Below are 25,093 nucleotides of genomic sequence, written 5' to 3'. Positions count from 1 at the left end.
GCCCCAGGTGGTCCACCAGGCTCCAGCCATCAGGCCAGAGTGAAGGTCCCGGTGCCACTACCATGGAAATAGCCGTTGTAGTAGTGCCCCGGCAGCGAGTGCATCACCCCCAGCACCCGCCCCTGGTCGTAAAACGTCATGGTGACCGCCCCCGAAGAAATCTCCAGGTTGAATGGCAACGTGTGGTTGACCACGCTGTTGACATCCGGGAACACCCCACTCATGTAGACATCTGACAGGTTGATGCCGGCGTTCATCGGCCCGTTCGCGCTGCCGTTGAAATGCGCGGGCATGCCCTGGCTTTGCGTCGGGCCGATGGTGGTCAGGTTCGAGCTGATGTAAAGGTAGCTGCTGCATCCACAGCCCTGGGTACTGAAGCAGTAGTAGCCGCACACATACTCCTGGCAGCCACAACCGCACAGCGACTGGGGATGCGGCTGCTGGCTCAGCGAGGAGGCCAGGCCGGGTTTGCCTGCGGCCATCTCGACACGTTGGGCGACGGCGGCGTCATAGGCGACCTTGGACAGCACGAACAAGGCATTTTTTTGTTCTTCAGTCACTTTGTTGGCAGGGTTCGAGTTCATTTCAAAGTCCTTTTTTCCAGAGTTGGGTCACGGTTTTCTTGCCAGCTAAGTCGCTATGGCAACTTGCTGAAAACGACTATAAAGCGACCCAATCAAGCTGAAATTGGTACTTTTACCAAATCTTCCTCCCGCACTTTTCGAGACGGCCTACCGGTCCTCTTTTCGATAATCTTTCTGCATATCCAGAATGGCGTCTATTGCCAAACAAGTTGACTCCTTGCGCCCTCTTCCCGGGGCTCATTCGGCCCCGCTCAACGGTGCCCGCAAAATTCATCAGTACCCACTTCATAGAACCTGACAGAACAGTTCCGGCACTGATTCCAAGGAGTATGCAGCGTCCCTTCGCAGCATTTTCAAACGCTCGCCAGCAACTACACTGGAACCTCCAAGGCAACTTGATCAAACACCACGAGGTGCGGATCAAGTCCCGGCTTGAGTTCGGAAAAGCGCACTTCTGGCCTTTCCCCACGCATTTTTCAGGCCGATTCTAAAGGAGTAGAAAATGGGACGTTATACGAGAAGATCGCCCGAGATAGAGTTCAAGAGAGTCAATATCCCGAGCAAGTTATGTGATGAGATCAGGACCGAGCTGGAACGAGAAACCAACCACACCGAGTTCTCTTTCATACTGCGCTCGGATCTGAAGTCCCACAGCAAAGTTGTCTACAACATCGATAGCTACAGCTACGCCTGGCGCCGGGACTACGAAGCGGAAAAATTCTGGATAGTGGACCCGATCCTGAAGATCCATTCTCCGACCCCCTACTTCCCGACGATATGGAGCGACGACTTCATCGAGAGCAAACTGTTTCTCCAGGCGGGCAAGGACTATGGCTTTCTTTCCGGGATGAGCATCGGCCTGCCCTGCAGCTTCGGCAACTACGGGGTGTTGTCGATCGCCTCGTTGAAGCAGGGTTCCCTGCAAGGCGTCGACCCCCTCGACTGGTCGGCTTGCGTCCTCAAGGTCTACGCCAAGCTGATCGACTACATCAACCGCCAACACTCCCTGCAGCGCATCTTCAACGATCATCAGCAAGCCCTGAATGATCGCGAGATCGATATCTTGCGCTACACCGCCGATGGCATGTCCTCCACCGATATCGCCATGCGCATGCACCTGAGCAAAAGCTCGATCGACTACCACATCGCCAAGATCCTGCAAAAACTCGACAGCCCCAACAAGCACCAGGCCCTGGCCCTGGCCATCAAGAAAGGCAAGATATGAAGCGCGTACAGACACCTGCGGCCTGCGTATCGTGCTATGGCGCAAAGACTTTCCCGAACCGCAGATTGCGCGCCACGCTGCTGGTCAGCACCGCGCCTTGCTCGGCAAAGCTGAGCACCCCCAGTTCCCCGGCGCTGAAACGCTCAGCGGTCAGGGGCTGCATCGGGTAGGTGTACAGGCCGATGCGTACATAAAGCTTGCCTTGCCGGGCATGGACCTTGAGCTGTCCGGGGCTGGTTTCTAGGGTATAGAGGCCGACGTAGGGGCGGATATCATCGGGCTTCCAGGGCGGGGCCAGGGCATAGGTCGAGGCCGGGTTGTTGAGCGCGATCCGCCCTCCCGGGGCCGCCGCGAGGTAGATCGGGGTGCCGTCGTTGTCCGCCACCAACACCTCATCGCTCTGCCGGGTCAGCGGCAGGACGTCGGGGAAGGTTTCCAGGCTCCAACCCTTGCCGCTGCGCCGCAGCTGCAACTGATGGCCGCCATCGTCCAGGTAGGTGCCGGCCACCAGCGTTTTCAGCGAGGCCTTGGGCAGCGCCCGGATGCTCGGGGGTGGCGGAGGAATGTCCGCTTCCCCGGACGGCGCCGGCGAGCCCAGCAGGGTATCGAGCAACTGGCGGCCGCGCTCCGAGGCACGGCCGTCATCGCTGTTGCACAGCACCACCGTGGCCACATCGAGCTTGGGGTACCAGGCCACGTCGGTGTTGAAACCGGCCCAGCCGCCGCTGTGGGACAGCTCTTGCAGCCCGCGGTAGCTGCGGTTGGCAAGGCCCATGCCGTAATAGCCGGGATCACCGTCGTTCAGGGGCTCGGTCTGGCGCATGTTCTCCACCAGCGCCTTGCCCCCGACCCGCCCGGTGGATAGGTTGCGCAACCACCGCATCAGGTCCGCCACATTGCTGTGCACCTGGCCGTCGCCGGTCTGCTCCCAGCGCGCATCCACCGCCACCTGGGCCTTGCCCTGCCCGCCCGGTTCATAGCCCCGGGCCAGGTTCGGCAACTGCACCGGGTACTGATCGACGATGCTTGAGTGATCCATGCCCAGGGGCAAAAAGATGTTCGCCCGGGAATAGTGTTTCAGCGACAGGCCGCTGGCTCGCTCGACGATGCTCGACAGCAGGACGTAGCCGCTGTTGCTGTAGCTGAATTCGCTGCCGGGCGGGAACATCAGGCTGTTCTGGCGCACCAGCAGGTCCAGGGCCTGTTGCTGGGTAAAGCGCTGGCTCAGGGGAATCCCCGCCAGTTCGGCCAGGAGCATGTAGTCCTGCAGCCCTGAGGTGTGGTGCAACAGGTGACGGATCCTGATGCCCTGGGCATAGGCCGGCAGCTCCGGCAGAAAGCGCCGCACCGGGTCCTCCAGGCTCAGGCGCCCCTGGGCTTGCAGTTGGAGGATGGCAAAGCCGGTGAACTGCTTGGACACCGATGCCAGGTTGAACAGGGTATCGGCCTGGATCGCCGCTCCGGTGGCCAGGTCGGCGGCGCCATAGCCTGCGCTCCAGATCACTTTGCCACCGCGCATCACCCCGGCGGCGCAGCCGGGCTGGTCGGCCGAAATATCCTCGAACACCTTGGAAAATGGCGCTGGTCCATCGGCACGAACCAGAGAGGCCGCCCCCAGGGTCGAGATCAGTACGGCGGTCAACAGTCTATGCATGGGGTTCTCCAGTCACGTCGGTCCTTGGCGCTCCGGCGGAGCAGGCGCCAGTATCCCCAGCAGCGGTGTTGGAATCTGTCGTGGGTCGGTGATTTTCTGTGAACAAAGGTGCAGGGATGTAATGAACGCCCGGGCCGGGAGGATTGCCCTGGAATGGGCAAAGGCCAGGTGTCGGACCGCAAGGAATGGCCAGCCCGGCGCTTTGCCGCGATGCTCGCCGGCGCCCTGTAGAAAGCCGCTTAGCGCAGCAAGCGGCGCAGCCCCGCTTCGAAAGCGCCCTCCAGCGCCTGCGCGCCCTCCCCGGCCAGGGCCAGCGCCAGGGCGTGGCCGTGGCTGTAGTCCACCAGCAGGTCGAACAGCGCCGGGTCTGCATCGAAGGCCCGTACTTCCTCGCGCAAGCGCTGGCTGAAGGTGGCCAGGGAGCCGCCGAACAGCTGCGGGTCACCGAGGACGCACAGGGTCAGCGCCGGATGGCGGCGGACCCGGGCCATGTACTCCCCCAACAGCGCCTGGATTCTTGCCTCGGGTGGCCACTGCGCTGCCGGCTCGGCCAGCGGCTCGGCGTGCACCCGCTCCACCAGCAGGCGCATCAGGTTGCGCTGGTCGCCCACGTGGTAGGCCACCGACATCGGGGTAATCCCCAGCTGCCGCGCCAGGGCCCGGCCACCGAACCCCTGGGGCCCCAGCTCCTCCAGCAGCTCCAGGCCCACGTCGAGGACCTGGTCCAGGCTCAGTTCACGCCCTGCGGCAGGGCGGCCGCTGCGCTTGGGCCGGTCAGTCATGGACGGCGCCCCGCTCCACCCGGTAGCGGGTGCTCACCAGCCCATCCCGATACCGCCGGGAATCGACGCAGCGCAGGTGCAGGTCCCGGGGCAGTGCGCCGAACAGGGGGCGGCCCGTGCCCAGCAGCACCGGCACCCGGGTCAGGGTCATTTCATCGATCAGCCCGGCCTGGAGAAAGGCTTGAATCAGGGTGCCGCCATCGATGTAGGCGGTTCTCCAGCCCTCGGCCCGCAACTGCGCCACCAGCTCCACCGGTTGCAGCGCGCTGATGCGTACTTTGCCCTCCAGGCGCTGCGGCACGTCCTGCGTACTGAGGGTGCGGCTGAGCACCACCACCGGCTTGTCGAAAGGCCAGGGGGTAAAACCCAGCACGCTGTCGTAGGTAGCACGGCCCATGACAATTCCGTCCACCGACGCCATGAAGGCGCCGTAGCCGTAGTCCTCGCCGGACTCGCCACTGGGCAGCCAGTCGATGGCACCGTCGTTGCGGGCGATGAAACCATCGACCGAGGTGGCGATGAATACCTTGCCGAATGCCATGGGCGTTGCCTCCTGGGGGCTTAAACATACAGCGTATGATAAGCCACTGCCGGGGCCACCTGGCAACCCTTGCCGACACCCTGGCGGTCAATCGCCCCCGGCATAGGCCGCCAGCCCCTGCACCAGCGCGGCGAAGGTCACCGCGCAGCGCGGGCTGTTGCGCAGGTCTTCATGCATCGCCACCCAGGCTTCCAGGCTCGGTGCGAACTGCTCCGCTAGGACCCGCACCAGGCGTGGATCAGCTTCGGCCAGGCGTACCTGGCAGGCACCAATGCCAAACCCCGCGCGCAATGCCGCCAACTGCGCCAGGTCACTGTCACTGCGCCAGGCGAAGGCGCCCCGGGCCAGCATCGGGTACTGCTGTTGCAGGCGGCGGATAAACGCGGTTTCACGATCGAAGCCGATCAGGGCGTGCCCGGCCAACTGCTCCAGCGAGAGCGGCGTGCCCTGCTGCTGCAGATAGTCCCGGTGGGCATGCAGGCCCAGTTCGATGTCGGCGACCCGGCGCACCAGCAGCGCTTCCTGGGTCGGGCGGAACATCCGCACGGCAATATCGGCCTGGCGTTGCAGCAGGTCGTCGGCACGGTTGGACAGCACCAGCTCCACCACCAACTGCGGATGCTGCTGGCGCAAGGTGGCGAGAATCGGCGGCAACACCTCCACCCCGATGATTTCGCTGGCCGAGATCCGCACACTGCCCTGCACCCCGGCGCCATGGCTGCTGGCCACCCGGCGCAAGGCCGCCTCCCCCGCCGCCAGCTGCAGCAGGTAGGGCTTGAGCTCCAGCGCCGCTTCGGTGGCGGCGAATCCGTCGAAGGAACGGGTGAACAGCTTCAGGCCCAGGGCCGCTTCCAACTGGTCGATATGCCGGCCCACCGTGGGCTGGGTCAAACCCATGGCGCGGCCGGCGGCAGACAGGGAGCCACTGTCCAGCACTGCGAGAAAGGTGCGGTACCAGTCCCAGTGGGGGGGAGTATCCGTGGGGCTATGCATTTTTTTATAGAAACCATCGAAGTCTGGGCAATTTCCATTTAGCCGAGGAACTCGCACTCTGCAAGCTCTGTTCATCCACGAGGAACCCCGTCATGCCCCAAGTAGCCTTGTTCGGCGCCGTCGGCGCCATTGGCCAGAGCATTGCTCGGACCCTGCGCAGCCAGGGCCAGCCCTACCGCGTGGTGGGCCGCAGCCAGAGCAGCCTGCTAAAGGCCTATGGCGCCGACCCGTTGGCCGAGCCGGTCACCTGGGACCCCGACCAGCCCGCCTCGGTCGAGGCCGCAGCAGCCGGCATCGACACCTTGATCTATCTGGTAGGGGTGGACTATTGGCGCTTCGAACTGCACCCGCAACTGATGCGCCAGACCCTGGACGGCGCCATCGCCGCCGGGGTGCGCCGGATCCTGCTGATCGGCACCGTCTATCCCTACGGCATGGCTCGCAGCAACCCGGTGGCGGAGCAGCATCCGCGCCAGCCCAACAGCTTCAAGGGCCGCATGCGCAAGGCCCAGGAAGACCTGCTATGGAAGGCCCATGCCGACGGCAAGATCCAGACCACGGTGCTGCGCCTGCCGGACTTCTACGGGCCCGGGGTCGATAAAAGCCTGCTGCACGGCGCGTTCCAGGCCGCGATCCAGGGCGGCACGGCGAACCTGGTAGGCCCCCTGGACCGGCCCCATGAGTTTGTCTTCGTTCCCGACGTGGGGCCGGTGGTCTGTCGCTTGATCCAGCAGCCCGAAGCCTTCGGCAAGACCTGGCACCTGGGCGGCGCCGGGGTCACCAGCCAGCGCGAGCTGCTGGAACTGATCCGGCAGCACGGCGGTACCCGCTTCAAGCAGCGGGTGATCGGCAAGCCCCTGCTGCGCCTGCTGGGGCTGTTCGACCCGCTGCTGCGCGAGATGGTGGAGATGCATTACCTGATCAGCTCGCCGCTGATCCTCGACGACTCGGCCCTGCAAGCTCTGATCGGGCCGATCGCCAAGACGTCCTATACCGAAGGGGTGCGCCAGACGCTCGCGGCGAGCGCCAGTGCCCCTCAGAACGTGAAGCGGTAACCGAGGTTGGCGGCCCAGGGCCGGTCGATGTTCGAGCCTTCGCTGGTCTCGACCTCGGCATACACCTGATGCTGGCGGCTCAGCTCACCGGTCACGCCAACCCCGGCATACCAGCCACCGCCGTTGCCATCGGGACGGCTGGCGATGCCGTTGGTGCGGACCTTGTTCTGCGCCGACAGATCCTCGACCCAGCCAGCCTTGAGGTAGGGCTGCAAGCGTGTGCCATCTTGCAGCTGCAGGTTGCGCCCGGCCCGGGCACCGGTGCGGATCTGGGTCGACAGCCCATCGCCGGGCTGCACCTGCAGGCCGTTGTCCAGGCGGTAGTTGTCGGAGCGGGCATAGAGCATGGAAACCTGCGCCTGGGGCTCGACGAACCAGCGGTTGCCCAGATCGATCTGCTTGCCGGCTTCCACCGACAGGCCCGCGCCCTTGCTGCGTGAATGCCCGGAGACCTTGGCGCCGTCGGTGCCCCATACATCCAGGCGGGTGGACCAGCGGTTCAGGGTCACCAAGGTGTCGGTGTACCAGCCCGAGTCATCCAGGTAGGTGGCATAGCCGCCCAGGTGGTAGCTGTCGAGCTTGCCGCTGCCCTCGCCCTTGAAGTTGCGATCGGTCTGGCTGTAGCCGGCCAGCGCGCCAAGCACCAGGGTGCCACCGGCGGTGTCGAGCCGGGTGTCCATGCCCAGTTGCGTGCCCTGTACCTGTTGGGAAAACGTCCGGCCAACGCCGTTGTCCAGGGATTGCTGCTGGCCGAAACCACGGATCCACACACCCTGGCGATCGGCCCCCTGGCGCAGGTCGCCGAGGCGCTGTACCAGGGTTGCCCGCTCGGCATCCCAGGTGGCCCGCAAGGTGGCAATGGCGCTGCTGTTGACCGCCGCGCTGGCGCCGGTGGAAAGGTTGTCCGGCCCCGGCGCCGGCTGGGTACGGCCGACGTTCACCAGGTTCCAGTTGCCCTGGGCATCGGCCGCAAGACCGTAGCGATAGGTCCCGGCATCCACTACCCCACCGCGGTTGGCCAGGCTGAACGAACCCGGGCCACCGGCGCTTTGCACCAGGGTCAGGCTCTGGCCCTCGGCCCCCGGTTCGCTGCCGGAGTTGCGCACCAGAATGTCGTTGTTGCCGGTGACCTGGCCGCCGACGATCAACCGGTCACCCTGCTGCAGGCCCAGGTCGGTGTTCATGATGTAGTGGCCGTCGCCCTCTAGGTCGCCACTGACCTGCAACTGCTTGAAGGCCCCCGCCAGGCCGGGATCGGCGAACTCCACCACGCCGTTGTTGGCCAGGCGGGTGAGCTGGGAGTCGCCGCGCAGGGTCCAGACACTGCTGTCGTCCAGGCTCAGTTGGGTATCACGGCTGCCGCCCTTGATCGCCCCGTCCAGGCTGGAGTGGTCGGCCAGGGACAGTTGCAGGCTGCCGCCGTCCACCAGCACATCACCGAACAGGTTCGAGCGCACGGCGTCCAGTTGCACCGCACCGGCCAGCACCCCGCTGGCGCGGTCGGTGATCCACAGCGCGGTGCCCTGCTCGCCACCGCTGCGGCCCACCAGGCTACTGTCGGTAAAGCGCGTGGTCAGGCCTCCGCCGTTGACCAGGATGCCGGCGCCGTCTTCAGTCTGGATATGGCTGGACGTGACCTCCACATCGTTCACCACCCCGGCGCCGGTGGCGAAACTGACGATGCCATGGGCGTTGCTGCCGTTGGTGACCACGGTCGAGCCCTGGAAGCGGGTCGTGGCGTTGTTGCTGATGGCCAGGCCGTGAGCCTGCTCGCCGGCGGTCTGCACGTCGCTGTCCTGCAGCTCCACGCTGGCACCGCGGCCCGAGGCGAACAGGCCATAGCCCAGGTCGCCGTGGGTGACGATGCTGCTGTTGCTCAGGCTGATGCTCGCCCCCGCCATGCGGGCCAGCGCCCCCACGGAGCCCCGGCCGCTGGTTTCGATCAGCACGCGGCTGACGTTGAACACCGCACCGGGGCTGTTTGTGGTGTCCGGCGAGGCGTACAGGGCATGGGAGTTGTCGCCAAGGGTGCTGATGGAACCACCGTCCATGGTGAACACGCCGCCACGGTTGTCGATGGCCACCGCACTCTGGCCACGGGTTTGCAGAATGCTGTCCTTGACGTCCACCCGGGTGTTGCTGCCCGGCATCCAGATCGCCACGCCATAGTCGCCCAGGGCGGTGACCTGCACGCTGTCCAGATCGGCCGCGGCCTGGTCGGCGTTGACGTTGATACCGTTGCCATTCTGCGAGGTGATCCGGCTGTGGCTGACCACCGCCGTGCCACCCGGTTTCTGGTACAGGCTGCTCAAGGTGATGCCGTCGCCCTTGGCATTGATGCTGCCGTTGCGAAAGGTCAGGGCGGCGCTGGTCACACCGATGCCACGGCCATTCTCGGCGGTGATGTCGACGCCGTCGGCGCTGAGGGAGGAGCCGACCCCTTCCACGGCCACCGCGCCAATGAAGCCGCTGGACTGGATGCTGACGCGCTGCAGTTCGATGGACGCACCATCGGCGGCGCGGACCGCATTGACCGAGCCGGTCGAAGTGGCGGTCAGGGTCAGGTCCGAGGCCAGGATGCTGGAGCCCATGCCGGAGGCGGACAAGACATCGGCCTGGTTGCCCGAGGTGGTGATGGAGCCACCGGCCACCTGCACCTGGCCACCAGCGCTGGCCACCACGCCGCGGCTCTGGTTGCCGCTGGTGGTGATCTGCACATCGTTCAGGGTCAACTGGCTGCCGGCGCCGGTGGCCTGGGCCCCGGTGGCGAAATCCGAGCCGCCGGTGCTGATGGTCACGCCGCTCAGTTCGGCCTTGCCGCCGGCGTCCACCTGCACGCCCACCACCGCGCTGTTGGGGCTGTCCGCCGTGGCCCGGATATCGTAGCCCTGGCCCTGCAACTGGTTCTGAGCGCCGCTGACCCGCACCGCCGGCCCACGGCCGGTGTAATCGACAGACGCATCATCCAGGGTCAGGGATTCACCTTCGGGCGAGGACAAGTCGATTTTTTCATAATCAGCAGCGGTTGCAGACTGAGCAACAAGCGTCATCAACGACAGCGCGGAGCTGACGGCGAGGCTTATCGTTTTCTTAACCAGAACCATAACTTTCAAACCTTTGCGTTAGAGCACAAGAGGGTCGAAAGCCTGAAGTCAATAGGTGAACTAAAAAATGAGAATCTTCTTAAAGCCCCTGGCATTAAGAATATTCTGAAGAGGGATATAGATAGTTCTCCTTACTATGGGCCGATGCATACACAAGCCCACTTCCCTGCGTTTACCAGCCACTTCTCCGGGGCCTATATCCCGGTGGCCCTGCTGCGCCTTTTCATGTACAGCCTGCTGTCCTGCATCCTGATCATTGCCGGTTTCGTGGTCCACTGGTCACTTAATGAAACCCTCTCCAACTACCGCCGGCAAATGAACGCAGCAGCATTTAACGCACAACAATTCTTCAATCAACGGGAAAGCCTGTTGAAGGCCATTTCTTCTTCGGCCGTGCGCACTAGCGATGAGCGCCTTAGTTCAACGGCACGCAACTTTCTGGCAAGTAACGAGCAACTGCGGGTACTGCCCTTCGGCAGTACTCCCTCCCGGCGCTGGGCCCTGGTGCTGACTGCCCGCGACCTGGTGGAAGTGGACAGCACCCACAGCCAGCTGCTGTACCTGGTGCCGGAACAGGGCCTGGTCAGCACTCTCTACGAGCCAGCGGCCACCGGCACCGGCCAGCCCCCCAGCAAGGCCGTGGACGCGCCCTGGCTGCGCCAGCTCGACCAGCGTGCGGTACAGGACCTGCTGGCCCGACACCCCGAGGCCCGGACCCTGTGGTACTGGGCCGGCATCGATGGCAACAAGCAGGTGTACCTGTTGCGCCCGGTGGACGAGCATCACGCCAGCGAGGGCTGGCTGGGCCTGGAGCTCACCGAGATCGACCTGGCCCTGGACCCCCTGGGCCTGCACCAGGGCAAATACCTGCTGTATGACGCCGACGGCGCACTGGTGCTGCACAGCGCCAACTGGCAAGTGCCCGGCAGCCTGTCGCGCCTGCAGGCCGACGAGGACTCCTTCGGCCTGCACCGCCTGGGCGGGCTGCCCGACTACATCGTGCTCAATAAATCCGTGGGCAACGCCGGCTGGCGCCTGGTGTACTACGCACCGGTCAGCCAACTGCTGCGCGACAGCCGTGGCCCCCTGTACACCACCCTGCTGGTGACCCTGCTTCTGTTCGCGGTGATCTTTCTCGGCGCGCGCTACATCCGCCTGCGCCTGGTGGAACCCGCAGTGCGCCACTACAGCGCCCTGGCAGACAGCGTGTCCCTCAACCGGCGCTTCATCGAGGTGGCGCCGGTGGGCCTGTGCCTGATGCGGCGCGACAACGGCCGGCTGATCCTGTGCAATGAATCCGGGCGCCGCTGGCTCGCCTCGGTGCCCGGCCTGCGCGAGCGCATCCTCGACGAGCCGCCTGCCCGGGTGCATGCCATCGAACATGCCCTGGACGACGGCACCTTCATCCAGCTGACCTGTGCCCCCACCGGCTACAACGGCGTGGCGGCGGTGCTGTGCTGCATCAGCGACGTGACCGACTTCAAGGTGGCCGAACAGTCGCTGCTGCAGGCCAAGCTGCTGTCGGACCAGGCCAACCACGAGAAGACCCTGTTCCTCAGCACCCTGAGCCACGAGATCCGCACGCCCATGTACGGCATCCTCGGCTCTCTGGAAATGCTCCGCACCACCGCCCTCAGCGCCCAGCAGGGCGACTACCTGGAAGCCACCCAGCAAGCATCCTCGGCGCTGATGCGAACCATCAACGACACCCTCGACATGTCACTGATCGAGTCCGGCCGCCTGAGCCTCACCAGCGCCCCCTTCTCCCCGGTGCGGCTGGTGGAAGAAGTGGCCTTCAGTTACTCGGCCCGGGCCCGCAGCAAGGGCCTGCGCCTGTACGTGACCCTGGACCCGAATGTCGCCGAGCGAGTGGTGGGCGACGGCGAACGCATTCGCCAGATCCTCAACAACCTGGTGAGCAACGCCATCAAGTTCACCGAGTCCGGCCATGTGGTGCTGCGCCTGCATGCCGAGGCGGGCCCGAGCCAGGCGCCCCGCCTGCGCTTTCAGGTGGTGGACAGCGGCCCGGGGATCGCCCCGGAGTTCCAGGCCAACCTGTTCGAACCCTATTACCGGGTGCCCAGCTGGCTGGGCCAGAAGGCGCCGGGCACCGGCCTGGGCCTGGCCATCTGCCAACGGCTGGCGACGATGATGCAGGGTCAGTTGAGCGCCATCAGCGAACCGGGCCTGGGCTCCAGCTTCAGCTTCAGCCTGGCCCTGGAACCCTGCACCGCCGCCCCGGCGCCGGACCTGCCGCGCCTGGGGGTGACCCCGGTGTATGTGCGCGGGGATATCCAGGAAGTGAATCTCAACCTCTGCCACTGGTTGCGCCGCTGGGGCGCCCTGGCCATTCCCTATGTGGCCGAACGCGACCCGCCGACCCGCAAGGCGGTGCTGGTGGAAGCCTTTCTCGGCCCCTCGCGGCCAGTGGCCTGGAGCGGCCCGCGGGTGCTCATGCACGCCCCCGGCATGGGCCCGCCGCAGCGCCAGGCCGGCGACAGCTGGGTGGCCCGCACCTTCAGCCTCGACAGCCTGCGCAACGCCGTGGCCCAGGCCCAGTCCGGCATCGTCGCCGAACGGTGCTTCGCCTCCCCCGAAGCCCTGGCCCCGAGCCTGGACCTCAAGCTGCTGGCGGTGGACGACAGCCCCCTGTCGCTGCAGGTGATCTTTCAGCAGGGCCGCTACCTGGGCAACCGGATGGTGGCCTGCGCCAGCGCCGTCGATGCCTTGAAACGCACCGACCTGCTGTCCTTCGACGGCGTGCTGACCGACTTGCAGATGGAACACATGGACGGTCTGTCGTTTGCCCGCACCCTGCGCGAGCGGGGGTATTGCGGCCCCATCATCGGTATCACCGGTGAGCTCTCCCCGGCGCTGCGCAGCCACTGCGAGTCGGCCGGAATCCGTCATTTGCTGATCAAGCCGGTACCCCTGGACGCCTTGAGCGAGGTACTGCAATCCATCAAGAGGAAAGTCATTTGAGCATGCTCAAGCCCCTGCGAGTCCTGGTGCTGGACGACCATCCGATCCACTGCCTGCAGGCCCGGCACCTGTTGCAGGCGGCCGGGTTCGGCCGGGTGGACAGCGCCCTCGATGCGCGCCAGGCCCTGGCCATGCTGCACCGGCAGGTCTACGACCTGGTGCTGGTGGACCTGCACATGCCGGAAATGGATGGAGTGCAGTTCATCCATGCCCTGACCGGTGTCGACCAGGTGCCGATCCTGGCCATCGTCTCGTCCTGCTCGCGGCGGTTGATGAACAGCGTCAGCCTGATGGCCAAGGAGAAGGGCCTGGCGGTACTCGGCACCTTCCCCAAGCCCCTGGAAGCGATCCACGTCGAGCAGATCAGCGCCATCATCGGCAACAGCCAGGACCCGGTGCTGGCAGCCCGGCCCGAGCACGAGGCGGTGTTCGACCGCCAGGTCCTGGAGCGGGCCATCGAACGCCGCGAGCTCAAGGCCCGGTTCCAGCCCCGGCGCTCGCTGAGCACTGGCCGGATCGTCGGCGCCGAGGCCCTGGTGCGCTGGAACAGTCCGTCCTTCGGGCTGCTGATGCCGGACTCGTTCCTTGCCTCCATCAGCCGCTGCCAGCTGGACCATGCGCTGTTGCTGCTGATGCTCGACGACGCCCTCCAGGCGCAGCAGCACTGGCAACGCCTGGGCCACCGCCTCAGCGTATCGGTGAACCTGCCCACCGGTCTGCTGGACGACCCCGGCCTGCCCGACCAGTTGCAGCAGCTCACCCTCGCCTCGGGGCTGGCCACCAGCGATATCTGCTTCGAGCTGCTGGAAACCGAGCGGCCACTGTCCCCCGGGCAGTATCATATGGGCGCCAGCCGCCTGCGCCTCAAAGGCTTCGGCCTGGCACAGGACGACTTCGGCATGGGCTACAGTTCCATGTACAGCCTGATCTCCACGCCCTTTACCGAGATGAAGATCGACCGCCACTTCGTGCATGGCGCCGCAGCCGACGATGCCCGCGCCGCAGCCCTGGTGGCCGCGGTGCAACTGGGCCGGCAACTGGGCCTGGAAGTGGTGGCCGAGGGCGTGGAATCGGCCCGTGACCTGGAATTTCTGCGCCAGATTGGCTGCGACAGTGCCCAGGGGTATCTTATTTCCGCCGCATTGGAGCTGGACGCCTTCACACAACTGCTGGGATGCATTGTTACTCCACCCTTTTCGTCACCTACCCGGCCCGCCTCCTCTCTCCCATGCCAGACATCCCGCTACGCCGCATCGCGAAAAACTTCCGACGATTGAATCTCGTGCTGTTCCTCATTCTGCCGTTGCTGCTGGTCATGGGCGGCGCGCTGTTCTGGGGCGGCCAGCGGATCATCCGCCAGGAACAGGAACGGATTGCCGTGGACTTCCAACTGCTGACCCGCTACATGAGCGAGCAGCAAGCCCTGCTCCAGCGGCTGGCCGGCGAGAAGCGCCTGCAATACAAAGACGCGGACCAGGATCCGGCGCAGCTCTTCCACCTCATGGAGCAACAGGAGGCGGTGGGCGCGACCCTGTTCCAGGGCAACCCCTCCTCGGTGGAAACCCCCTTCACCCTGGTCTGCCAGGACCTGGCCCAATGCCCCCACCAGAGCGCCGCAGCAGCCGGCCTTGGGCGCTACCTGGCCGATCTCTACTCCAGCTTCTGGGTGCGCTCGAGCTTTCCCGCTTCGGCCCTGCTGGTGGTGGACGCCGGTGCCGGCAGCAGCTTTACCGTGCCCACCATCGGCAGCCGCTGGCCGCGGCTGACCACCCCCCTGGTCCTGGCAGGCCTGCATGCGGTGCGCGCCAGCGCTACCAGCAGCGACAGCGACGCGATCCGCTGGATCCGTCTCAAGGACTTTCCCCAGCACATGATCGCCTTCACCGCCCTGCACAACCTTGCCCCCGGCAGCGGCCTGCAGAGTTCCGGCACCTATGCTGCCTGCCTCACCTACAGGGACCGCATCAACGTCTTCACCACGCCGCAGCGGCGGCACTTCTACGACAAGTTCTGGCTGCAGGGCCGGCTCGACGGCCTGCTGCTGGGGGATGAACCGGCGCCCCTGGCGCTGCACGAGGGGGCCAACGTGCGCAGCGACGGCCTGCTGTTCCGGATCAACGACGCCAGTGGCCACTGGAGCGGTTACTACCTGTTGAGCTACCGCACCCTGTTCCTCGGCCACTCCTGGTCCCTGGCGGCGATCTTCCTGCTGCTGTTGCTCAGCCCCCTGGCCGCCAGGGTCTATGCGCGCTGGTACCAGCGCCGGGTCATAGCGCCGGCGCAACAGGCTCACGCCGAGCTGGTGGAAAACCATCAGTTCAGCCGCACCCTGCTGGAGACCACGCCAGTGGCCCTGTGCGTGCTCAGCCGCGAAGACCGGCGGATCGTCTTCGCCAACAACCTGGCCCTCAAATGGTTCACCACCCAGGTCGGCCAGAGCCTGGACGCCAGCGGTCTGGACCCGGCATTGCTGGAGCGCATCGCCCGGGCCCGGGAGCCGGGGGAGATCGAAAACTTCCAGAGCTTCGACGGACGCTCGTTCTACATCGCCTTCGCCCCCACCCGCTACCGCAACCAGGATGTGCTGATCTGCGCCTTTGCCGACCTCAGTGCGCGGGCCCAGATGGAGCAGCAACTGACCCAGGCGAAACAGGCGGCCGACAAGGCCAACGGCGCCAAGTCGGTGTTCCTCGCCACCATGAGCCACGAGATCCGCACGCCGCTGTACGGGGTGCTCGGTTCCCTGGAACTGATGGGCCTGACCGACCTGGACCGCGAACAGCGCCAGTTGCTCGAACGCATCCAGGTGTCGTCCGGGCTGCTGCTGCAGATCATCAGCGACATCCTCGACATCACCCGCATCGAATCCGGCCAGCTGTCCCTGGGGGATCAGCTGTTCGATCCCAGGGCCCTGGTCCAGCGCTGCACCGCAAGCTTTGTCGACAGTGCCCGGAACAAGGGCCTGCTGCTGTTTTCCTGGGTCGATCCAGAACTGCCTCCAGCCCTGCTCGGCGATCCGGGGCGGATCAGCCAGATCCTCACCAACCTGATCAGCAACGCGGTCAAGTTCACCCACTCGGGCCAGGTGATAGTGCGCGCCCGGGCCGAGCCCGGCAGCCAGGGACGGGTGCTGCTGTCGCTGCAGGTGGCGGACACCGGTATCGGTATCGGCAAGGAAGAACAGCAGCAGCTGTTCATCCCCTTCTATCAGATCGACGCCCACTCCCACACAGTGCACGGCGCGGGGCTGGGCCTGTCGATCTGCGCCAAGCTGGCGGCGCTGATGGGCAGCCAGATCCACCTCACCAGCGAGCTGGGCCTGGGCAGCAGTTTCTCCATGCAGCTGGAACTGCCGGTGGCCAGCGACCCCGACGCCGAGCGCCAGCCCGACCTGGGCGGCGCGCGAATCTACGTGCAAAGCCCGCACCACGAACTCACCGACAACCTCTGCCAGTGGCTGCAGAAGTGGCACGCCCAGGCCACCCCGGTGGACGCTACGGCCCCACCTCCCCAGGGCCAGGGCGTTCTCCTGCGGCTGTTCGATGACCGCCCCGAAGCGTCCGAGGCCCTGCCCCCCGGGCTGCTGCGCATCGACCTGGGCGGCCAGCAACGCACCCCCGGTGCGGGCCTGGCCGAGGCCGGCGACTACTATGCCATCGGCCGCTTGCTGGAACGCACCCTGGGCGGCGCGCCCGACGCTCCTGCCGAACCGGAACTGCCGGCCCGGGACATCGCCACTCTGGCCCCCCTGGGCCTGAGCGTGCTGGTGGCCGAGGACAACCCGATCAACCAGGCGACCCTGAGCCATCAGCTGCAGCAACTGGGCTGCCGCAATACCCTGGCCGCCGATGGTGCGGAAGCCCTGGACCTGTGGCGCATCGGCGACTACGACCTGTTGCTGACCGACGTCAACATGCCGCGCATGAACGGCTACGAACTCACCTGCATCCTGCGCGCCGCCGGGGACGACCGGCCGATCATCGGCATCACCGCCAATGCCATGTGCGACGAAGAGGCCCGCTGCCAGGCCTGCGGGATGGACGCCTGGCTGGTCAAGCCAGTGCCGTTGCAGACCCTGCGGGCCAGCCTGGCACGGCTCACCAGCCTCGCCCCGGAGCCGCCCGCCGAGCCTGCAGCCGCGCCTGGCAACGCGCCAGTTGATGGCCTGCCGCCGAACCTGCGGGAACTGTTTGCCCGCACCATGGGCCAGGACGTGGAACACCTGCGCCAGGCCCTGGACGAGGAGGATTACGAGCGCATCTTCCAGTTGCTGCACCGGGTGCGCGGGTCGCTGGCGGTGGCTGGCCAGGAAGCGCTGATCCTGCAGGTCCACGACTTGGGGCAGAGCCTGCGCCAGAGCGGTTTGACGGCTACCACGCGCACGCATAGCCTGATGCTGCTGCACGCCTTGCAAGACATCAGCCAGCTCGAATGAACGCTCCTAGTACCCGCATTTCTGCGCATTCCCTTTTGACAATGGATCGTGTCCACCATGAAAAAAATACGCGTTGCCCTGGCCGACGATCATCCCCTGGTGCTCGCTGCCGTCAGCGACCTGTTGAAAAAGACCCGCCAGTACGAGGTGGTGGCGGCTGTCACCACCCCCAGTGCCCTGGTCCAGCAACTTTCGGATGACCCGCGGATCGACGTGGTCATCACCGACTACTTCATGGAGGGCGACCCGACCTTCGGCGATGGCATACGCCTGGTGACCTACCTGATCCGGCACTTCCCCAGGGTCCAGGTGCTGGTGCTGACCATGATGTCCAACCCGATGATCGTGGCCGCGCTGTATGACATCGGCGTGCGCTCGGTACTGCCCAAGCGCCATGACATGAGCGAGCTGCTCAGCGCCCTGGAGAACGTCCGCCAGGGGCGCATCCACCACCCGCCGAGCCTGGTGCAGAACGAGCTCAACAGCAGCCCGCTGCGCTCCATGGCCGACGGCCTGAGCAGCCTTACGCCCAAGGAATACGAAGTGCTGCGGCATTTCGTGCGCGGCGAATCAATGATGCAGATCGCCGCCAACCTCAAGCGCAGCGTGAAGACCGTCAGTGCGCAGAAGATCTCGGCGATCCGCAAGCTCAACCTGGACAGCGACCAGGCCCTGGTCGCCTTCTGCCTGGAGTCCGGCGAATTTCAGTAGGCCCTGGGGCCGGGGCGGCGCCGCGGCCAGGCGCTGCTGCTTCTGCATCCATGGCCTGCTCAACACTGCTGTTGCCTGCCTCGCTGGAACGCGAGCGCACGACCGCGCCGAAAGTACCTGCAGGGCAATCATTGAATAGCCCGGCACAAAAAATCGGAAATCTGATGCCGCCCTACCTGGGTAGCGGCTGGGGAATCGCCAGGCGGCTGGTGGCCTTGACCTCGCGCAGCGCCAGGCTGGACTGGATCGAGGCAATGCCCGGCTGGCGCCTGAGCACGTGCTCGACAAAGTCGCTGTAGCTGTCCAGGTCTCGGGCCAGCACCTGCAGCAGGTAGTCGGCGTCGCCGGTGATCTTGTGGCAGGCCTGGACCTCGGGCAGGCGCATGATCACCGTCTCGAAATCGTCCGGGGTCTGGTCGGAGTGGGTGGCGAACCGCACATGGACGAAGGCCAGGATGTCCAGCCCCAGCAGGCGCCGGTCGAGGTTGGCCTGGTAGTCCCTGATCACCCCCTCCTCCTCCAGGCGCTTGCGCCGCCGCCAGCAGGGGGTAAGGCTCAGGGACAGGCGCTCGCTGAGCTCGGCGTTGGAAATGCTCGCGTCCTGCTGCAACAGCGCAAGAATCGCCAGGTCGGTGTCGTCGAGGTTAACGCTGCGAGTCTTTTTTTTCACAATCAGCCACCAGCGGGGAAAATATTACCCAAAACTCTAATTGCACCCGAACAAAAAGCAAAGAATTCGCAGCCATGCCGGAACAAACTATTTGCACCGGACAATAACAATGGATGCGTTCAGCATGCTTACCGTCTTCAGCGAATCCCACCGCCTGCACCATGGCACCGAATTGAAGGATGGCGTGCTCAAGCCCTCCTTCGAGCAACCCAGCCGCGCCGACACGGTGCGAGACCGGGTGCGCCACGTGGGGCTTGGCGAGATCATCGGCCCGCGGCGCTTCGACCGCGCCTGCTACGTGGCCGCCCACAGCGAACGTTACGTCAGCTTCCTGGAAAACGCCTGGAGCGAATGGACCGCCACCGGCCGCAGCCACGACGCCCTGCCCCTGGTGTGGCCGGTGCGCGACCTGGCCAACCAGCAGGTGCCCGAATTCATCGACGGCAAGCTGGGTTTCTTCGCCATGGACGCCGGCTCGCCGATCACCGCCACCACCTGGGATGCGGTGCGCACCAGCGCCGATATCGCCCTCACCGCCCTGGCCCTGATCGATGAAGGCCAGGACAGCGCCTTCGCCCTGTGCCGCCCGCCGGGGCATCACGCCGCACGGGAATACATGGGCGGCTACTGCTACCTGAACAACGCCGCCATCGCCGCGCAGCACGCCATCACCCAGGGCGCCAGGCGGGTGGCGGTGCTGGACGTGGACTTCCACCACGGCAATGGCACCCAGAACATTTTCTATGACCGTGGCGACGTGCTCTTCGTCTCGCTGCACGGCGACCCGGCCGTGTCCTACCCCTACTTCTCGGGCCATGCCAGCGAGCGCGGCAGCGGGGCCGGCGAAGGCTGCAACCTGAACCTGCCCCTGCCGAAGAACACCACCTGGCAACACTACCGCCAAGCGCTGGAGCTGGCCTGCAAACAGTTGCGGGCCTTCGCTCCCGAACTGCTGGTGGTGTCCCTGGGCGTGGACACGTTCAAGGACGACCCCATCAGCCACTTCCTGCTGGAAAGCGAAGACTTTCTCGGCATGGGCCAGATCATCGCCACGGTGGGCACGCCCACCCTGTTCGTGATGGAAGGCGGCTACATGGTGGATGAGATCGGCATCAATGCGGTCAATGTGCTGCACGGCCATGCCAACCGATAGCGCGCGCCAGGCGCGCTCCCCCGCAGTGTTCAACGTTCCGACCGAGAGGGAAATCATCATGACCTTGTTTATCGATGTGGATCAGGCAGCGGCGCTGTACAAGCGCCTGGGTGTCGCCAGGGCGATCCGTGAAATGGCCGGTTATATCCAGGCCGACTACCTGCGCTGGCAAGCCTTCGAAAAGTCCCCGCGCACCGCCAACCACTCGCCCACCGGAGTCATCGAACTGATGCCCGCCGACGATGGCCAGCAGTACGCCTTCAAGTACGTCAACGGCCACCCTGGCAATCCGGCCCGGCAGTTGCTCACGGTCATGGCCTTCGGTGTGCTGGCCGAGGTGGACAGCGGTTACCCGGTGCTGCTCAGCGAACTGACCCTGACCACCGCGGTACGCACCGCCGCCACCTCGGCCCTGGTGGCCCGTGCCCTGGCGCGCCCGGACAGCCGAACCATGGCGCTGATCGGCAATGGCGCCCAGAGCGAGTTCCAGGCCATCGCCTTCCACGACATGCTCGGCATCGACGAGCTGCGGATCTTCGACATCGACCCGGCCGCCTCCCGCAAGCTCAAGCACAACCTGCAAGCCTGGCCGGGCCTGAAGGTGCGCATCGCCGAGTCGGTGGCCGATGCGGTCAAGGGCGCCGACATCGTCACCACGGTGACCGCGGACAAGGCCTACGCCACCATCCTCACCCCGGAGCTGATCGAGCCCGGCATGCACCTCAATGCGGTGGGCGGCGACTGCCCGGGCAAGACCGAGCTGCACGCAGAGATCCTGCGCAATGCCCGGGTGATCGTCGAGTTCGAGCCGCAAACGCGCATCGAGGGTGATATCCAGCAGTTGCCGGCGGACTTTGCGGTGACCGAATACTTCCGCATCGCCCAGGGCCTGGAACCGGGCCGCGAGCATGCCCGGCAGGTCACGGTGTTCGACTCGGTGGGCTTTGCCCTGGAGGACTTCTCGTCCCTGCGCTACCTGCACGACCAGGCGCGCGAACACGGCATTGGCGAGCAGATCCACCTGGTGCCGACCCCGGCCAACATCAAGGACCTGTACCAACTGATCGGCCAGGGCCCCGACGCCGCCACAGGCGCCCCGCGCCGGCTGGCCAGCGGCTGAGGCAATACCCCCATGGCCGCTGCACGGGAAAACGCCCCGTGCCCCTGTGCAGCGGCCCAACCCGAACCGGTTGCGCCACCCCGACCTACAACCACAGCGCGCAGCCCCAGCCACCCTGCACTGCCAAAACTCGACAACTATAAAATCAAGAGGTTTTGTGATGACTCCAGATACCCTCGGGGCCCCTGCGCGCCCCGTGCTGCAACGCACCCTGCATAACCGTCATATCCAGCTCATGGCCATGGGCGGCGCCATCGGCACCGGGCTGTTCATGGGCTCGGGCAAGATCATCGCCATGTCCGGTACCTCGATCATCCTGATCTACATGATCATCGGCCTGTTCGTGTACCTGGTGATGCGCGCCATGGGCGAGCTGCTGCTGTCGAACCTGCAATTCAAGAGCTTCGCCGACTTTGCCGGCGCCTACCTGGGGCCGCGCGCGGCGTTTTTTCTCGGCTGGTCCTACTGGCTGAGCTGGAGCGTGGCGGTGGTGGGCGACGCCGTGGTGGTGGGCGGTTTCTTCCAGTACTGGTTCCCCGGGGTGCCGGCCTGGATGCCCGCGGTCAGCATGATGCTGACGCTGTTCGCCCTCAACGTGCTCACGGTGCGGCTGTTCGGCGAAGTGGAGTTCTGGTTCGCCATCATCAAGATCATCGCCGTGGTCACCCTGATCGGCGTCAGCCTGGTGCTGATCGCCAGTTCGTTCGTCTCGCCCTCGGGCGTGACCGCCTCGCTGGGCCACCTGCTGGACCGGCAAGCGGCCTTTCCCCACGGCCTGCTGGGCTTCTTCGCCGGGTTCCAGATGGCGATCTTCTCCTTCGCCGGCACCGAGCTGATCGGCACCGCCGCCGCGGAAACCCGCGACCCTCACAGCACCCTGCCCAAGGCCATCAACGCCATACCGCTGCGGATCATCCTGTTCTACGTGCTGGCCCTGGCCTGCATCATCGCCGTGACCTCCTGGCAGCAGGTGTCGCCGAACAAGAGTCCGTTCGTCGAGCTGTTCCTGATTGCCGGCTTCCCGGCGGCGGCGGGCATCGTCAACTTCGTGGTGCTGACCTCCGCCGCTTCCTCGGCCAACAGCGGCGTGTTCTCGGCCAGCCGCATGCTCTTCGGCCTCGCCGACCAGGGCAATGCGCCGCGCCTGTTCAAGCGCCTGTCGGGCCAGAGCGTGCCGGTCATCAGCCTGAGCTTCACCACCCTGCTGATGCTGCTGGGGGTGTTGCTGCTGTACGTGGTTCCCGAGGTGATGACCGCCTTCACCCTGGTGTCCACGGTGTCGGCGATCCTGGTGATCTTCACCTGGTCGACCATCCTCGCGTCCTACATCGCCTACCGCAAAAAGCACCCGCAACTGCACGCCCGTTCGCGCTACAAGATGCCCGGCGGCGTGCCCATGGCCTGGTTTGCCCTGGCCTTCCTGCTGTTTGTCCTGTGCCTGCTGGCCCTGCGCCCGGACACCCGCCTGGCGCTGTGCGTGATGCCGGCGTGGTTTGTCTGGCTGGGCATTGCCTATCGCCTGACGGCGGGGCGCAAGGGGCGGGTTCATGGCCGGGCGGCATACCCGCGCTGAAGCGCAACAGTGCCAGGGATGGCACTCCCGACTGCGGCTCAAAACGTAAAAACATCGACACACCCCCTGCGGTCTTGGTCTACTCGCGCGCCATCAACGTAGCCAGGGAGTGCTCACATGCAAGTCGCAGGCCCCACCTTTGAAGAGGTGTTAAGGAAGAATTTCAAGCGCGTGCTGACCTATTGGAGCCAGATCGGCACGGTCATGGGCTTGAGCGCCGTCGGGTTGGGGTTGATCAGCCTGTACATGTACACCCGGGCGATTGGCCGCACCGACCTGTTCATGGCTTCGATCGATGCAAAGTCGGCGCTGATGATCTGGCTGGTCATAGTGCTGGTGCTCATGAGCGCGTTTCTGTTTCTGCTGACCGTCACCACTCTGCTGTTCTGGCTGTCCGCCAGCCTGTTTCACAGAACCCCGGGGCGCCTGAAGGATGTAGTGGTGTGGCTGACACTCCCGTTCCTGGTGGGGTTCCTGGGATATGTCGTTGTCATTTACTACACCTCAGGCTGGCTGCCGGTAGGGCAATCCCTGCTTGGGCTGCTAGTGCTGTTTCTGCTCAGTTGCTGGGGGGTACTGTCACGCCCGGCATTCAAAAAGGTAATTGAGGAAAACCTGACACCCACCAGGGACAAAATGGACTTTCTGCTTGTGTTGCTGACCTGCCTGCTTGGCACGCTCTGCGCAGCGCTCTTCCCCAGCCTGGTGACACTCAATGCCTATGTGAGTGAAGTCAGCAGCGACTCCCCGCACTATGTGGCGGCATTGAATCTGCTGATCCTGATCCTTACGTTGCTACCGGTCGTGATTTTCTACCACAAGGCCGGAAGCCTCAATAAACGCATCCTGTATTCGATATTGTCGGTGGCACTGTTTGCCCTGGCGTTTCTGTTTGTACTGCCCGGGGCCATGAGCAAGGTCACCTACAAGGCCGCAGGAGGGCTGGATGTACGCCAGGACGAAATCGAACGCTTCGTCCTGCTGGACGATCTCGAACTGCATGACCTGGACCCGCTGATGTGGAATACCCGCCTGACCTCGCAGCGCCACCTGGAGGTCCAGGGTTTTCAGCTGTTCTCTTTCGGTGAAACGCTGTTGATCTGTCCCAAGGGGCTACGCAACTTGCGGCTCAACCAGATGCACACCTATACCCGCCACTGCATCAAGACCCGCAACAGCTCGGTGACCCGTAAACCGCCAGGACCGCTGTACATCTCTCAACCGGCCTGTGCCAGCCTGGCGCCCCCTGCGACATGCTGGAAGCCGCAGGGCTCCTGACGCTTACACCCTGACGGCCTGCAACACCGAGGCGTAGTTGGCCACCGCCATGCCGCCCATGTTGAACAGCAGGCCGAACTCCGGCGAGCGCGCGGCGAGGCCAATGGGCTCGCCGGTCAACTGGCGAAAGCCCAGGGCATGCATCGACACACCGGTGGCGCCCACCGGATGTCCCTTGGCCTTGAGCCCGCCGGAGAGGTTCACCGGCAGGCGTCCGTCGGCATTCACCCAGCCTTCGTCCAGGGCTCGATGGCCTTCGCCCTTGGGCGCCAGGCCCATGGCTTCGTAGATCAGCAGTTCGGCGATGGTGAAGCAGTCGTGGACTTCGGCGAACGCCAGGTCGTCCAGGCCCAGGCCGGCTTCGTGCAAGGCGCCCTGGATCGCCAGTTGCGGGCCTTCGAAGGCCAGCACGTCGCGGCGCGCCATGGGCAGGAAGTCGTTCACCTGGCTCAGGGCGCGGATCGCCACTTCACGGCGGAACTCCCGGGCCCGGCGCGGCGACGCAAGGAGGATCGCCGCCGCGCCGTCGCTGATCAGCGAACAGTCGGTCAGGCGCAGGGGCTCGGCGATCAGCGGGTTGCCGGGCGAAACGCTGTTGCAGTGGGCAAAATCCATGGCCCGATGCATCTGCGCCAGGGGGTTGGCCATGGCGTTGGCGTGGTTCTTCACGGCAATCGCCGCCATGGCAGCCAGGGGGCTCTGGTAGCGCTCGGTGTAGCGCTGGGCCACTTGGCCGAACAGTTGGGCAAAGCTCAGGCCGGCCTCTTGCGGGTCGTTCTGGTAGCCGGCCCCGGCCAGGGCCCGGGTGACCTCGGCGGTGCTGTTGCCGGTCATCTTTTCCGCCCCCACCACCAACACCAGTTCGGCGGCGCCGCTGCGGATCGCGTTGATCCCGGCCTGGATCGCCGCCGAGCCGGAAGCACAGGCGTTTTCGCAGCGGGTGGCCGGCTTGAAGCGCAACTGCGGGTCGGCCTGGAGCATCAGGGACGCGGGAAAACCATCAGGCACCAGCCCGGAGTTGAACTGGCCGAGAAACAGCGCATCGATCGCCCCGGCGTCAATGGCGGCGTCCACCAGCACGTCGCGGGTGACCTGGACAACCAGGTCTTCCAGGCTGCCATCGAGGCGGCCAAAGCGGGTGTGGGCCGCCGCGACGATGCAAACGGATTCATGGTTCATGGGGGGTTCTCCTGTACTGAAGGCGGGTGGTCCCGGCCAGCGGCCTGCGTGCGC

The 25,093-nt window shown here is 65.3% G+C and carries 18 protein-coding genes; 10 read left to right on the top strand and 8 right to left on the bottom strand.

What is annotated here, in order from left to right; translation table 11 throughout:
- Positions 1-29 precede the first annotated feature (29 nt).
- Entirely contained in the window at positions 30-584 is a 555-nt protein-coding gene (locus tag ACUXVH_RS26555; RefSeq protein WP_019094352.1) for a hypothetical protein, read from the bottom strand.
- Positions 585-1,086: 502 nt separating this feature from the next.
- Here ACUXVH_RS26555 and ACUXVH_RS26550 point away from each other — a divergent pair.
- Complete coding sequence (locus ACUXVH_RS26550) at positions 1,087-1,809, top strand: helix-turn-helix transcriptional regulator (protein WP_011061904.1); 723 nt, start codon at positions 1,087-1,089, stop codon at positions 1,807-1,809.
- Between the two features lie 34 nt (positions 1,810-1,843).
- Here ACUXVH_RS26550 and ACUXVH_RS26545 read toward each other — a convergent pair whose 3' ends face one another.
- The 4 genes from ACUXVH_RS26545 to ACUXVH_RS26530 form a co-directional block, all read right to left on the bottom strand.
- A complete protein-coding gene (locus tag ACUXVH_RS26545) occupies positions 1,844-3,463 on the bottom strand; it encodes a serine hydrolase domain-containing protein (protein ID WP_065364331.1) in 1,620 nt (539 codons plus the stop codon).
- A gap of 239 nt (positions 3,464-3,702) precedes the next feature.
- Positions 3,703-4,245: a TetR/AcrR family transcriptional regulator gene (locus ACUXVH_RS26540; RefSeq protein WP_015636058.1), complete on the bottom strand. Its 543-nt coding sequence runs from the start codon at positions 4,243-4,245 to the stop codon at positions 3,703-3,705.
- On the bottom strand, positions 4,238-4,786 hold the full coding sequence (locus ACUXVH_RS26535; RefSeq protein WP_019096132.1) for a dihydrofolate reductase family protein: 549 nt from the start codon (positions 4,784-4,786) through the stop codon (positions 4,238-4,240). Before ACUXVH_RS26535 ends, ACUXVH_RS26540 begins: the two co-directional genes overlap by 8 nt.
- A gap of 87 nt (positions 4,787-4,873) precedes the next feature.
- Positions 4,874-5,779 carry a LysR family transcriptional regulator gene (locus ACUXVH_RS26530; RefSeq protein WP_011061908.1) on the bottom strand — a complete coding sequence of 302 codons (906 nt, stop codon included), beginning with the start codon at positions 5,777-5,779 and terminating at the stop codon, positions 4,874-4,876.
- A 92-nt stretch (positions 5,780-5,871) separates the two neighbouring features.
- On the opposite strand from ACUXVH_RS26530, the gene ACUXVH_RS26525 reads away from it, so the two are divergent.
- Positions 5,872-6,834 (top strand): SDR family oxidoreductase, encoded by a 963-nt coding sequence (locus ACUXVH_RS26525; RefSeq protein ID WP_065364332.1) that lies wholly within the window; start codon positions 5,872-5,874, stop codon positions 6,832-6,834.
- Here the strand turns inward: ACUXVH_RS26525 and ACUXVH_RS26520 are convergent.
- On the bottom strand, positions 6,816-9,833 hold the full coding sequence (locus tag ACUXVH_RS26520; protein ID WP_065364333.1) for an autotransporter outer membrane beta-barrel domain-containing protein: 3,018 nt from the start codon (positions 9,831-9,833) through the stop codon (positions 6,816-6,818). The genes ACUXVH_RS26525 and ACUXVH_RS26520 overlap by 19 nt on opposite strands.
- A gap of 249 nt (positions 9,834-10,082) precedes the next feature.
- On the opposite strand from ACUXVH_RS26520, the gene ACUXVH_RS26515 reads away from it, so the two are divergent.
- From ACUXVH_RS26515 to ACUXVH_RS26500, 4 genes are read left to right on the top strand one after another with little or no spacing between them, the layout of a single operon-like run.
- Entirely contained in the window at positions 10,083-12,920 is a 2,838-nt protein-coding gene (locus tag ACUXVH_RS26515) for a hybrid sensor histidine kinase/response regulator (protein WP_065364334.1), read from the top strand.
- A gap of 2 nt (positions 12,921-12,922) precedes the next feature.
- A complete protein-coding gene (locus ACUXVH_RS26510; protein ID WP_065364335.1) occupies positions 12,923-14,197 on the top strand; it encodes an EAL domain-containing response regulator in 1,275 nt (424 codons plus the stop codon).
- 5 nt (positions 14,198-14,202) lie between these two features.
- Complete coding sequence (locus ACUXVH_RS26505) at positions 14,203-17,355, top strand: hybrid sensor histidine kinase/response regulator (protein ID WP_259699542.1); 3,153 nt, start codon at positions 14,203-14,205, stop codon at positions 17,353-17,355.
- A gap of 57 nt (positions 17,356-17,412) precedes the next feature.
- Positions 17,413-18,066 (top strand): response regulator transcription factor, encoded by a 654-nt coding sequence (locus ACUXVH_RS26500; RefSeq protein WP_011061914.1) that lies wholly within the window; start codon positions 17,413-17,415, stop codon positions 18,064-18,066.
- Positions 18,067-18,238: 172 nt separating this feature from the next.
- Here ACUXVH_RS26500 and ACUXVH_RS26495 read toward each other — a convergent pair whose 3' ends face one another.
- Complete coding sequence (locus ACUXVH_RS26495) at positions 18,239-18,736, bottom strand: Lrp/AsnC family transcriptional regulator (protein ID WP_065364336.1); 498 nt, start codon at positions 18,734-18,736, stop codon at positions 18,239-18,241.
- Between the two features lie 124 nt (positions 18,737-18,860).
- On the opposite strand from ACUXVH_RS26495, the gene ACUXVH_RS26490 reads away from it, so the two are divergent.
- The 4 genes from ACUXVH_RS26490 (at position 18,861) to ACUXVH_RS26475 (ending at position 23,860) form a co-directional block, all read left to right on the top strand.
- The gene (locus ACUXVH_RS26490; RefSeq protein WP_176707093.1) at positions 18,861-19,889 is read left to right on the top strand and encodes a histone deacetylase family protein; all 1,029 of its coding nucleotides are present in this window, start codon (positions 18,861-18,863) and stop codon (positions 19,887-19,889) included.
- 58 nt (positions 19,890-19,947) lie between these two features.
- A complete protein-coding gene (locus ACUXVH_RS26485) occupies positions 19,948-21,009 on the top strand; it encodes an ornithine cyclodeaminase (RefSeq protein WP_053152469.1) in 1,062 nt (353 codons plus the stop codon).
- 160 nt (positions 21,010-21,169) lie between these two features.
- Positions 21,170-22,582: an amino acid permease gene (locus ACUXVH_RS26480; RefSeq protein ID WP_015636067.1), complete on the top strand. Its 1,413-nt coding sequence runs from the start codon at positions 21,170-21,172 to the stop codon at positions 22,580-22,582.
- A 117-nt stretch (positions 22,583-22,699) separates the two neighbouring features.
- Positions 22,700-23,860, top strand: a complete 1,161-nt coding sequence (locus ACUXVH_RS26475) for a hypothetical protein (RefSeq protein ID WP_065364338.1) — start codon at positions 22,700-22,702, stop codon at positions 23,858-23,860.
- A 3-nt stretch (positions 23,861-23,863) separates the two neighbouring features.
- Here ACUXVH_RS26475 and ACUXVH_RS26470 read toward each other — a convergent pair whose 3' ends face one another.
- Positions 23,864-25,039, bottom strand: a complete 1,176-nt coding sequence (locus tag ACUXVH_RS26470; RefSeq protein WP_011061920.1) for an acetyl-CoA acetyltransferase — start codon at positions 25,037-25,039, stop codon at positions 23,864-23,866.
- Positions 25,040-25,093 lie beyond the last annotated feature (54 nt).

This window comes from Pseudomonas sp. 8(2025) (assembly GCF_052665325.1).
The sequence above is the reverse complement of the archived record's forward strand: the minus strand, read 5'-3'. Positions and strand labels throughout refer to the sequence as shown.